The 11792-nt window shown below is 61.0% G+C and carries 11 protein-coding genes; 8 read left to right on the forward strand and 3 right to left on the reverse strand.

Translation table 11 applies throughout. The features are described from left to right. Positions 1-37: 37 nt before the first annotated feature. Positions 38-430: a hypothetical protein gene (locus E4P01_RS09195; RefSeq protein WP_078820319.1), complete on the reverse strand. Its 393-nt coding sequence runs from the start codon at positions 428-430 to the stop codon at positions 38-40. Positions 431-640: 210 nt separating this feature from the next. Between E4P01_RS09195 and E4P01_RS09200 the strand changes: the two genes are divergently transcribed. From E4P01_RS09200 to E4P01_RS09215, 4 genes are all read left to right on the forward strand, one after another. Beyond that, on the forward strand, positions 641-1615 hold the full coding sequence (locus tag E4P01_RS09200) for a D-glycerate dehydrogenase (protein ID WP_216090763.1): 975 nt from the start codon (positions 641-643) through the stop codon (positions 1613-1615). A gap of 198 nt (positions 1616-1813) precedes the next feature. Beyond that, positions 1814-2716 (forward strand): chemotaxis protein, encoded by a 903-nt coding sequence (locus E4P01_RS09205; RefSeq protein ID WP_005784972.1) that lies wholly within the window; start codon positions 1814-1816, stop codon positions 2714-2716. A 3-nt stretch (positions 2717-2719) separates the two neighbouring features. Continuing rightward, positions 2720-3202 (forward strand): GNAT family N-acetyltransferase, encoded by a 483-nt coding sequence (locus E4P01_RS09210; protein ID WP_216090762.1) that lies wholly within the window; start codon positions 2720-2722, stop codon positions 3200-3202. 108 nt (positions 3203-3310) lie between these two features. Further along, positions 3311-4054, forward strand: coding sequence for a YkgJ family cysteine cluster protein (locus E4P01_RS09215; protein ID WP_216090761.1), 744 nt, complete (start codon positions 3311-3313; stop codon positions 4052-4054). A 51-nt stretch (positions 4055-4105) separates the two neighbouring features. Here the strand turns inward: E4P01_RS09215 and E4P01_RS09220 are convergent, their stop codons facing one another. Beyond that, on the reverse strand, positions 4106-4888 hold the full coding sequence (locus E4P01_RS09220; RefSeq protein WP_248129979.1) for a transporter substrate-binding domain-containing protein: 783 nt from the start codon (positions 4886-4888) through the stop codon (positions 4106-4108). A gap of 163 nt (positions 4889-5051) precedes the next feature. Further along, positions 5052-5285 carry a hypothetical protein gene (locus tag E4P01_RS09225; protein ID WP_005784964.1) on the reverse strand — a complete coding sequence of 78 codons (234 nt, stop codon included), beginning with the start codon at positions 5283-5285 and terminating at the stop codon, positions 5052-5054. A gap of 193 nt (positions 5286-5478) precedes the next feature. Between E4P01_RS09225 and E4P01_RS09230 the strand changes: the two genes are divergently transcribed. Genes E4P01_RS09230 through E4P01_RS09245 form a run of 4 tightly spaced genes read left to right on the forward strand, consistent with a single transcriptional unit; the run spans position 5479 to position 11776 of the window. After that, the gene (locus E4P01_RS09230) at positions 5479-6645 is read left to right on the forward strand and encodes an efflux RND transporter periplasmic adaptor subunit (protein WP_216090760.1); all 1167 of its coding nucleotides are present in this window, start codon (positions 5479-5481) and stop codon (positions 6643-6645) included. Continuing rightward, positions 6642-9737, forward strand: a complete 3096-nt coding sequence (locus E4P01_RS09235; RefSeq protein ID WP_216090759.1) for a multidrug efflux RND transporter permease subunit — start codon at positions 6642-6644, stop codon at positions 9735-9737. The genes E4P01_RS09230 and E4P01_RS09235 overlap by 4 nt, the downstream gene beginning before the upstream one ends. Before the next feature lie 7 nt (positions 9738-9744). Further along, on the forward strand, positions 9745-10422 hold the full coding sequence (locus E4P01_RS09240; protein WP_005784958.1) for a heavy metal response regulator transcription factor: 678 nt from the start codon (positions 9745-9747) through the stop codon (positions 10420-10422). Beyond that, positions 10412-11776 (forward strand): heavy metal sensor histidine kinase, encoded by a 1365-nt coding sequence (locus E4P01_RS09245; protein WP_032877717.1) that lies wholly within the window; start codon positions 10412-10414, stop codon positions 11774-11776. The genes E4P01_RS09240 and E4P01_RS09245 overlap by 11 nt, the downstream gene beginning before the upstream one ends. The last annotated feature ends 16 nt before the right edge of the window (positions 11777-11792 follow it).

An 11792-nucleotide genomic window follows, 5' to 3' on the forward strand; every position in this document is an offset into this window, starting at 1 on the left:
GTTTTGAACAGGTCACCGTATGCCTTGATAGGACGCATCATCTGACGGTGAAGGTCGTCCACTCAGAGGTTTCTTTGCCATCGATGAAGTAAAGACAAAGACCAAGCTCGTTTTTATGCAACTTTTCAATCTTTTCCTTGGGTACGGTAACAACGTAAGGTTTCACCTCTATCACTGTAACGGTCTCGTTATAGTCGCCATCCGAAGGCGTATTGCTGAACAAATATAAAACGAACTCCTGACCCTCCAGCATAGTGTCGTAATCCACCCCAACCTTCAGCCCCGTCCCAGGTACATGGTCGACGAACAACTCGCCATTGACGATCAATTCGATTGTGGGAGCCTGCGGCAAAGCCTCGTCAGGCTCGTTGCGTGTTTTACCAGCGGCTAAAAAATCCCTGATTCGCTTTATCTCATCGTCGATATTCATAAGAGTGATCTCCTGTTTAACAAAGGCATCAACCCAGCCTTGAAAAACGAGAATAGGCGCTCACGTATTGGCCGAACAGCTCGTAGTTTTCACAGTTGACAGGTATTAAAACCAATGGAAGAGAAGCAGGACCGATCAAAACCCTGCAAAATTCTTATCGGGAATGTTAGCGTGCTTGGCATTCTTCCGTAGTCGACGAGCCCGCCTGCCATGAAAAAGACTGTCCTGGCCTTCAGCCGCATCACCCCACCGATGATCGAACGCCTGCAACAGGATTTCGAGGTGATCGTGCCCAACCCCAAACTGGGTGATATCAACGCGCAGTTCAACGACGCCCTGCCCCATGCCCACGGCTTGATCGGCGTGGGCCGCAAGCTGGGCCGTGAACAGCTTGAAGGCGCGAGCAAGCTTGAAGTGGTGTCCAGTGTATCGGTGGGCTACGACAACTACGACGTGCCGTACTTCAACGAGCGCGGCATCATGCTGACCAACACCCCTGATGTACTCACCGAAAGCACTGCCGACCTGGCCTTTGCGTTGCTGATGAGCAGCGCACGCCGGGTGGCCGAGCTGGACGCCTGGACCAAGGCCGGTCAGTGGAAAGCCAGCGTCGGCGCGCCGTTGTTTGGCTGCGATGTACACGGCAAGACCCTGGGCATCGTCGGCCTGGGCAATATCGGCGCGGCCGTGGCCCGGCGTGGGCGCCTGGGTTTCAACATGCCGATCCTGTACAGCGGCAACAGCCGCAAGACCGCGCTGGAGCAAGAACTGGGCGCGCAGTTCCGTAGCCTGGACCAGTTGCTGGCCGAGGCGGATTTTGTCTGCCTAGTGGTGCCATTGAGCGACAAGACCCGTCACCTGATCAGCACGCGCGAATTAGGCCTGATGAAGTCCAGCGCGATCCTGATCAATATTTCCCGTGGGCCGGTGGTGGATGAACCGGCGCTGGTCGAAGCCCTGCAAACCCAGAAAATTCGCGGTGCCGGGCTGGATGTGTATGAAAAGGAACCGCTGGCCGAATCGCCGCTGTTCCAGTTGAGCAATGCCGTGACCCTGCCGCACGTCGGTTCGGCCACCGGTGAAACCCGCGAAGCCATGGCCAATCGTGCTTTGGATAACCTGCGCAGCGCACTGCTGGGCCAACGCCCGCAGGACCTGGTGAATCCCCAGGCCTGGAAAGGCTGATACATAACCCAATGTGGGAGGGGGCTTGCTCCCGATGGCGGTGGATCAGTTGTACATCTGCTGACTGACACGCCGATATCGGGAGCAAGCCCCCTCCCACATTAGCAGTGCCCGACACAAAATCCGGTTAAAGCCCAGGCCAGCCGAGTCGATAACCTTCCATAGATGATCGTCATCCCTGATCCACAGAAGGTTTTTATGTCCACCACCAAAGCCCGCGCAGACTCACTTTCGCTTCTGCTCTTTACCCTGCGCAGCGGCAAGCTGATGGCCATCAACCTGTTGAAAGTCAGTGAAATCATCCCCTGCCCGCCGCTGACCAAGCTGCCGGAGTCCCACCCGCACGTCAAAGGCATTGCCACCTTGCGCGGCACCTCGCTGTCGGTGATCGACTTGAGCCGCGCCCTCGGTGAAATGCCCTTGCAAGACCCGGACGGCGGCTGCCTGATCGTCACCGACGTCAGCCGTTCCAAGCAGGGTTTGCATGTGCAGGCAGTGAGCAAGATCGTGCATTGCCTGACCACCGACATCCGCCCGCCACCCTACGGCTCCGGGGGCAACCGTGCATTTATCACTGGGGTAACCCAAGTGGAAGGTGGCCTGGTACAGGTGCTGGATATCGAGAAAGTCATCCACGGCATCGCCCCGGCACCGATTGAAACGGCGCCGACCGACCTGACCATGGAAGAAGCCGAAGTGCTCGGCAACGCCCGCATCCTGGTGGTGGACGACAGCCAAGTGGCCTTGCAGCAGTCGGTACACACCCTGCGTAACCTTGGCCTGACCTGCCACACCGCGCGCAGCGCCAAGGAAGCCATCGATGTGTTGCTGGAACTGCAAGGCACGGGCGAGCAGATCAATGTGGTGGTGTCGGATATCGAGATGTCCGAAATGGACGGCTACGCCCTTACCCGCACCCTGCGCGAAACCCCGGATTTCAAGGACCTATACGTGCTGTTGCACACTTCCCTGGACAGCGCGATGAACAGCGAGAAAGCCCGCCTGGCCGGTGCCGATGCGGTGCTCACCAAGTTCTCCTCCCCGGAGCTGACCAAGTACCTGGTCATCGCCGCGCAAACCGTGGCACAAAAGGGCCTGTAAGCAGTGGCCGAGTATTTCCAGCTGCTGCGTCGCGACCTCACGGGCAGCCTGCCCGCCCCGCAGTGGCCAGCGAATACGCGGCTGGATCATTACCGGGATGAATTGGCCCCGGCGATCCATGCCGTGTTGCGCATGACTCAAGACCAGGGCGGAGGCCGTGTCGCCAGCCTGGATGAATGGCGCCGACAGTTCGTGACCGATGCCGAGTGGGACCCGACGTTGTGCCTGGTCGCCATTAACGCCGACGGCATTCTCGGTGTCGCCCAGTGCTGGACCAGCGCCTTCATCAAGAACCTTGCGATACATCCTTGCGCCCAGGGCCAGGGGCTGGGGCGCGCCTTGTTGCTGCACAGCTTTCAGGTGTTCAAGCAACGCGGCGAACCTTATGTCGACCTCAAGGTGCTGGAAAGCAAACTGCGTGCCCGGCAACTGTATGAAAGTGCCGGCATGAGATTTGTCCTGCGCGACACTGTGCCCAAGGGCTGACAACCCCTGGCGCATAACTTGCTTCCAGAGTGCCGAGCGGTCGATAGAGGTAAAAAACCCGTCACCCCTCAAGCGTGCCCTCTGACCTAGCCTGGTGACAGATCCGCCATGAACACTCAGTTTTCTTGCGTAGGTTGCGGCAAATGCTGCAGCGACCATCACGTCCCCCTGACCCTCGCAGAAGCCCGTAGCTGGGCGGCGGACGGCGGTAACGTCATCGTCCTGGTCGAGGGTTTCCTCGGCAACGGCCTGGGCCTGCGCCTGCAACAACGTGAACACGCCGAGCGCCGATCGGTGATGGTGCCCAGCGGCACTACCGAGGCGTTTGTGGCAATCACCTTTGCCGCCTATAACGCCGGACGCTGCCGGAATCTTGACGAAGACAACCTTTGCCGCATCTATGAACGACGCCCACTGGTGTGCCGGATCTACCCGATGGAGATCAACCCGCATATCCCGCTGAACCCGAGTGCCAAGGATTGCCCGCCAGAATCCTGGGAACAGGGCCCGGCTTTGATCGTCGGTGGCGAGTTAATGGACAAGGAACTGGCTGAACTGATCGGCCGCTCGCGCCAGGCCGACCGTGATGATGTACAAACCAAGGAAGCGGTGTGTGCGTTGCTCGGCATTCGTACCACAGCGCTCAAGGGCGACGGCTTTACCGCCTACCTGCCGGATATGCAGGCGTTTGCCCAAGCTGTCGAGCAGGCAGTGGTCCAGCCGAGCATGGCCAATGAATGGGTGTTCCATGTATCCGGTATGGACATCGCCGAACAACTGCTGGACGCCGGGGCGCAGATTGCCACCGAAGTGCCGGCCAACTATGCGTTTATCTCGTTGCGGGCTGCCTGACCGCCGACGGGGATTTGACTGAGTCTGCTCCCGCATTGAGATCTATCGCGATCATGGAGTGGCAGGCGCTACATCCAGACCATAGGGCTGGAGGATGCGTTGGTATTCGCCGTTTTGCATCAGCTGTTCAAGCGCATGGTTCAGCTCATTGCGCAGCGCGGTATCAGGTTTGCGTACCGCGATAGCCACGCTGTTGCCCAACAGGCCCGATGACACCACAGGCCCCAGGAAACCGAAGTCCAGGCCGTCGGCGGTGTCGAGCAGCGCCTCACGGATCTCCACGGCACCTTGCAAGGTCGCATCGATATCACCCGACACCAGGCTCTGAATCAGTTGATCGTTGAGCCAGAAACTTCTGATGATCCCCCCCGCCGGTGCCCACTGCGAGAGCGCAAAGGCTTCACGATTACTCCTGACCAACACCCCCACGCGCTTGCCCTTGAGCGAGCGCCGGCCAGGGATCAAGCCTGAGCCTTTACGACCCACCAGGCGGGTGGTGATCGGGTAGAGGTCATCGGTAAAACTCACCCGTTGTCGGCGCCGACATGTCGGCGCCATACCCATGATCGCGTCGAACTGCCGGGCTTCGAGGGCCGGGAAATTTTCCATGACGACTTGGTCAACCCAGATACAGCGCACGTTGAGTTGTTCGCACAAGGCATTGCCCAGTTCGATGTTCAGCCCCACCAATTGCCCTTGCGGGTTGCGGCTCTGAAAGGGGGGAAAATGCGCGGCCACGGCGAAACGAATCTCGCGCCGCGGTTGAACGTCGCCCGCAACGGCAGTCGTCGAGAGCAAGAAGGCAAGCACTGCACAGAGGTGTATCAGGGCCACGGGAACGTCCTTTTCCGGAAAGCTTACTCACTTCGTCCCGATGGAGCGTCATCGGGACGAAGCAAACGCTGTGCAAGCTTTCAAGAATCGACCGCGGACCTACAAGTAGAAATATCGACAGGCGACGTAGGCAACAGCCTATAACGCGAGCTTCGATTTAGCCTTAACGTTTACCCATCGAACGGCGCGTGCCTGGAGGTGCCATGCCTGGGGTCTTGGTATGGCCGTTCTTGGCGCCGCCTTTGTACCAGGGCTGGCTGGCGTTTTTGGCGCCTGCCAGCTCACCCGGCTTGAAGGGGAACTTGAACGCCGGGATCTCGGCTTTTTCAGCACTGTCGGCGGTGGCCGAATCAACGAGGTCGGCCGCTTCAACAGGGGGTTGGGTGGGGGAAGTCATAGGGGCTCCGGCACAGCTATAGGTGTAAAAACGCGAGTATACGGGGCCGAGGCTGCCAGCAGTAACTTCAAGCGACAGGCTCACACAGCCTAACTGTCACGGCTGTCAGTTTGCCGTCACCGTGCTGACGGTGAAACAGCGCTATAAAGCAGCTTTCCAAACTCCAACGTGCAGTTTGCGCCGGCGCCCTCCTATGCAGATCAAACGAAACATGGCCCTGATAGTGGGAGCCCTCCTGATACTGGCTGTCGCAGCCTGGGCATTGACCCGGCCGGTCAAAGCACGGCTGGCGGCGCCTACCGCCATTCCCGTGCGGGTGGTGAGCGTGACGCAACAAGATGTTCCGCGGTTTGTCAGCGGCATCGGCTCGGTGCTGTCGTTGCACAATGTGGTGATTCGCCCGCAGATCGACGGCATCCTCACCCGATTGCTGGTCAAAGAAGGTCAGTCGGTGAAGGCCGGTGACCTGCTGGCGACCCTCGATGACCGCTCGATCCGCGCCAGCCTCGACCAGGCCAAGGCGCAACTGGGTGAAAGCCAGGCGCAGTTGCAAGTGGCACTGGTCAACCTCAAGCGCTACAAGGCACTGAGCATTGACGACGGCGTATCAAAGCAGACCTATGACCAGCAGCAGGCATTGGTGAACCAGCTCAGGGCCACCGTGCAAGGCAATCAGGCTGCGATTGATGCTGCTCAGGTGCAACTTTCCTACACCCAGATTCGCTCTCCCGTCACAGGTCGCGTGGGCATTCGCAGTGTGGATGAAGGTAATTTCCTGCGCATGAGCGACACCCAGGGGTTGTTCTCCGTCACCCAGCTCGACCCGATCGCCGTTGAGTTCTCCCTGCCGCAGCAGATGCTGCCGACCCTGCAGGGTCTGATCGCGGCGCCAACCCCGGCCAGCGTCGACGCCTACCTGGGCGCCGATACCGACGGCGACACCGGCCACCTGCTCGGCGAAGGCCACCTGAGCCTGATCGACAACCAGATCAGCTCCACCACTGGCACCCTGCGGGCCAAGGCCGAGTTCAACAACCCTGCGCAAAAGCTGTGGCCGGGGCAACTGGTGACCATCAAGATCCAGACGGCCCTCGACAAGCATGTTCTAGTGGTACCACCGACCGTAGTACAGCGTGGGCTGGACGCGCACTTCGTGTACCGGGTCAACGGTAATAAAGCAGAAGTGGTGCCGGTACAGGTTGCGTATCAGGACAGCGAGATCAACATCATCACCGGCGTGCAGGCCGGGGACGTGCTGGTCAGCGACGGTCAGTCGCGGCTCAAGGCCGGCGCCCAGGTGGAAGTACTCAAGGAGCCACCACAGGTGATCCAGACCGCTGACGCCACGGTGCAACCATGAGCGGCAGCCGTTCGCCCTCGGCCTGGTGCGTTGATCACCCGGTCGCCACCCTGTTGTTGACGTTTGCCTTGGTACTGCTGGGGGTCATCGCCTTCCCACGCCTGTCCATCGCCCCGTTGCCGGAAGCGGAATTTCCGACGATCCAGGTCACCGCGCAACTGCCCGGTGCCAGCCCCGACACCATGGCCTCATCAGTGGCCACGCCCCTGGAGGTGCAATTCAGTGCCATCCCCGGCGTGACCCAGATGACCTCCAGCAGCGCCTTGGGCTCAAGTCTTTTGACGTTGCAGTTCACCCTGGAAAAAAGCATCGACACCGCCGCCCAGGAAGTCCAGGCCGCGATCAACACCGCCTCCGGCAAGCTGCCCAGCGATATGCCGAACTTGCCGACCTGGAGAAAGGTCAACCCGGCCGACAGCCCGGTGCTGATCCTCAGCGTCAGTTCAGGCAGCATGCCCAGTACCGAGCTGAGTGATTACGTGGAAACCCTGCTGGCGCGCCAGATCAGCCAGATCGACGGCGTCGGCCAGATCAACATCACCGGCCAGCAACGCCCGGCGATTCGCGTGCAGGCCTCCCCCGACAAACTCGCGGCCATCGGCCTGACCCTCGCCGACATACGCCTGGCCATTCAGCAGTCGAGCCTCAACTTGGCCAAGGGTGCGATCTATGGCGAGAACAGCGTCTCGACTCTGTCGACCAACGACCAGCTGTTTCACCCCGAAGACTACGGCCAGTTAATCGTTTCCTACAAAGACGGCGCACCGGTTCAACTGCGCGATATCGCCAACGTCATCAATGGTTCGGAAAACGCCTACGTGCAAGCCTGGTCCGGCGATACGCCAGGGGTCAACCTGGTAATTTCGCGTCAGCCCGGCGCCAACATCGTCGAAACCGTCGACCGCATCCAGGCCGAACTGCCGCGCCTGCAAGGCATGTTGCCGGCCTCGGTGCAGGTCAGCGTATTGACCGACCGCACCAAGACCATCCGCGCCTCCCTGCATGAAGTGGAAATGACCCTGCTGATCGCCATCCTGCTAGTGGTGGCGGTGATGGCGCTGTTTTTGCGCCAACTCTCGGCGACACTGATTGTGTCGGCCGTGCTGGGTGTATCGCTGGTGGCCAGTTTTGCCCTGATGTACGTGATGGGGTTCAGCCTGAACAACCTGACCCTGGTCGCTATCGTGATCGCCGTGGGCTTCGTGGTGGACGATGCGATTGTGGTGGTGGAGAACATCCATCGGCACCTGGAGGCCGGCCTGGGCCAGCGCGAAGCGGCGATCAAGGGGGCCGGCGAAATCGGCTTTACCGTGGTGTCCATCAGCTTCTCGCTGGTGGCGGCGTTTATTCCGCTGCTGTTCATGGGCGGCGTGGTCGGGCGGTTGTTCAAGGAATTCGCGCTGACGGCCACCTCCACCATCCTGATTTCGGTGGTGGTTTCGCTGACATTGGCACCTACCCTGGCCGCCTTGTTCATGCGCGCACCGAGCCATCCTGCCCACGCCAAACCCACCTTCAGCGAGCGCCTGCTGGCCGGCTACGCACGCAACCTGCGCCGGGCACTGGCGCACCAACGCAGCATGGCGGCGATCTTCGTGGTGACCCTGGCCCTGGCCGTGGTCGGTTATGTGTTTATCCCCAAGGGTTTCTTCCCGGTGCAGGACACCGGTTTCGTGCTCGGCACCAGCGAGGCGGCGGCCGATGTGTCCTACAAGGACATGGTCGCCAAGCACAAGGCCCTGGCGGACATCGTCAAGGCCGATCCGGCAGTGCAGGCGTTTTCCCACTCGGTGGGCGTCACCGGCAGCAACCAGACCATCGCCAACGGGCGCTTCTGGATTGCCTTGAAAGATCGCGGTGATCGCGACGTGTCCGCCAGCCAGTTCATCGACCGCCTGCGCCCGCAACTGGCGAAGGTGCCCGGTATCGTGCTGTACCTGCGCGCCGGCCAGGACATCAACTTGAGCTCCGGCCCCAGCCGCGCCCAGTACCAATACGTGCTCAAGAGCAACGACGGCCCGACGCTCAACACCTGGACCCAACGCCTCACCGAGAAACTGCGCAGCAACCCGGCGTTTCGTGACCTGTCCAACGACCTGCAACTGGGCGGCAGCATTACCCACATCAACATCGACCGCCAGGCCGCTGCCCGCTTCGGCCTGACCGCCACCGATGTCGACCAGGCGCTGTACGACGCCTTCGGCCAGCGCCAGATCAACGAGTTTCAGACCGAGATCAACCAGTACCAGGTGATACTCGAACTGGACAGCCAGCAACGCGGCAAGGCCGAAAGCCTCAACTACTTTTACCTGCGCTCGCCGCTGACCAACGAAATGGTGCCGCTGTCGGCACTGGCCAGGGTCGAGCCGCCCAGCGTGGGGCCGTTGTCTATCAGCCATGACGGCATGTTCCCCGCCGCCAACCTGTCGTTCAACCTGGCGCCCGGCGTGGCCCTGGGCGACGCGGTGATCATGCTCGACCAGGCCAAGAGCGACATCGGTATGCCGAGCACCCTCATCGGCAACTTCCAGGGCGCGGCCCAGGCGTTCCAGAGTTCGCTGGCAAGCCAACCGTGGCTGATCCTCGCGGCGCTGGTGGCGGTGTACATCATCCTGGGTGTGCTGTACGAGAGTTTCGTGCACCCACTGACGATCATTTCCACCTTGCCCTCGGCGGGCCTGGGGGCGCTGATCATGCTGTGGCTGCTGGGCCAGGACTTTTCGATCATGGCCTTGATCGGCCTGGTGTTGCTGATCGGCATCGTCAAGAAAAACGGCATTTTGATGATCGACTTTGCACTGGAGGCCCAGCGCACGCGCGGGCTGACGCCGGAGGATGCAATTTATGAAGCCTGCGTCACGCGGTTCCGACCGATCATCATGACCACCCTCGCCGCCCTGCTCGGCGCGGTGCCCTTGATGCTGGGCTCGGGCCCGGGGGCGGAACTGCGTCAACCGCTGGGCATTGCGGTGGTGGGAGGCTTGCTGGTGAGCCAGGCGCTGACGCTGTTCACGACTCCGGTCATATACTTGTACCTTGAACGGACTTTCCACAGGCCCAAACCAGCGCTGGCGCTGGCGACCACACACTGAGGCGGTCATGCGCGTCCTGATTATTGAAGATGAAGAGAAAACCGCAGACTACCTGCACCGTGGCCTGACAGAGCAAGGCTACACCGTCGATGTGGCACGCGAAGGCGTCGAGGGCCTGCACCTGGCGCTGGAGAATGAATACGCGGTGATCGTGCTCGACGTGATGCTCCCCGGCCTGGACGGCTTTGGCGTATTGCGGGCGTTGCGCGCCCGCAAGCAGACGCCGGTGATCATGCTCACCGCCCGCGAGCGCGTGGAGGACCGCATTCGCGGCCTGCGTGAGGGCGCCGATGATTACCTTGGCAAGCCGTTTTCGTTTCTTGAGCTGGTGGCGCGCCTGCAAGCCCTGACCCGCCGCAGCGGCGGCCATGAGCCGGTGCAGGTAACCGTCGCCGACCTGTGGATCGACTTGATCAGCCGCAAGGCCAGTCGCAACGGTGTACGCCTGGACCTGACCGCCAAGGAGTTCTCGCTGCTCAGCGTGTTGGCGCGTCGCCAGGGAGAAATCCTGTCCAAGACCGCGATTGCCGAGATGGTCTGGGACATCAATTTCGACAGCGATGCCAACGTGGTGGAAGTGGCGATCAAGCGCCTGCGCGCCAAGCTCGACGGGCCGTTCGAACACAAGCTGCTGCACACCATTCGCGGCATGGGCTATGTGCTGGAGAACCGCAGTGTCGGCTAACTCCATCGCCCTGCGCCTGAGCGGCATGTTCACCCTGGTGGCGCTGCTGATCTTCGTGTTGATCGGCGGCGCGCTGTACCAGCAGGTGGATCGCGGCCTGGGGTTGTTGCCGGGCGCCGAACTGGATGCGCGCTACAGCGTGCTGGAATCGTCGGTGAACCGCTTCGGCACGCCGGAGCATTGGGTCAAGATAAAGTCCAAGCTCAAGCTGCTGGGGGAAGAGGACAAGCGCATTCGATTCTGGGTGGTCAGCAGCGACCCGAGCTATGAATATGGCGAGCCGGACGCGCAAATCCGCGCCTTTGCACAGGGCCCGACGGGCAAGCGCGACCTGCGCCTGCCCGGCCACGCTTATCCGTTCAAGGTGCTGGTCAGCCAGTTTGCGGCCAAGGACCAGCGCCCGGCGTTGCGCTTTATGATCGCCATCGACACCGAAAACTTCCGCGCCACCCAGCATCATTTGCTGGTGGCGTTGATCAGCCTGGCAATGGTGGGTGTGGTCATGGCCGCGCTGCTGGGTTTCTGGGTTGCGCGCATCGGCTTGAAGCCACTGGAAAAGCTCTCCGACGAAGCGCGCAAACTCGCCCCGCCCAAACTCTCGGGGCGCTTGAAATTGTCACCGCTGCCGCCGGAGTTGAGCCTGTTCGTCAATTCGTTCAATGCCACTCTCGACCGCGTGGAACAAGCCTACTCGCGCCTGGAATCGTTCAACGCCGACGTGGCCCATGAACTGCGCTCGCCGCTGACCAACCTGATCGGCCAGACCCAAGTCGCACTGACACGCGGGCGTTCGGCCGAGCACTATTTCGAGGTGTTGCAATCGAACCTGGAAGAGCTGGAACGGCTGCGCTCGATCATCAACGACATGCTGTTCCTCGCCAGCGCCGACCAGGGCAGCAAAGCCACCAAGCTGATCGAATGCTCACTGGCCGATGAAGTGGCCACCACCCTCGACTATCTGGACTTCATCCTCGAAGACGCTCAGGTGCGGGTGCGGGTGCACGGCGACGCCCGGGTGCATATCGAAAAGGCCCACCTGCGGCGTGCGCTGATCAACCTGCTGAGCAATGCCGTGCAACATACCGCGCCCGGACAGGTTATCAACGTGCACATCCAGGTGCAGGGGCAACAGGTAGCGATTGGCGTGACCAACCCGGGCGAGGCGATCGCCAGCGAACACTTGCCACGCCTGTTCGAACGTTTCTACCGGGTGGATGCATCACGCAGCAACAGCGGGGCCAATCACGGGCTGGGGCTGGCAATCGTCAAGGCGATTGCGTTGATGCATGGCGGGGATGTGTTTGTGCGCAGCGAAGGCGGTGGCAATACCTTTGGTATCACCCTTCCGGTCTAAACAACTCGGTCAAAAA

The organism is Pseudomonas sp. NCIMB 10586, from assembly GCF_023127895.1.
GTDB classification, from domain to species: Bacteria; Pseudomonadota; Gammaproteobacteria; order Pseudomonadales; family Pseudomonadaceae; genus Aquipseudomonas; species Aquipseudomonas synxantha_A.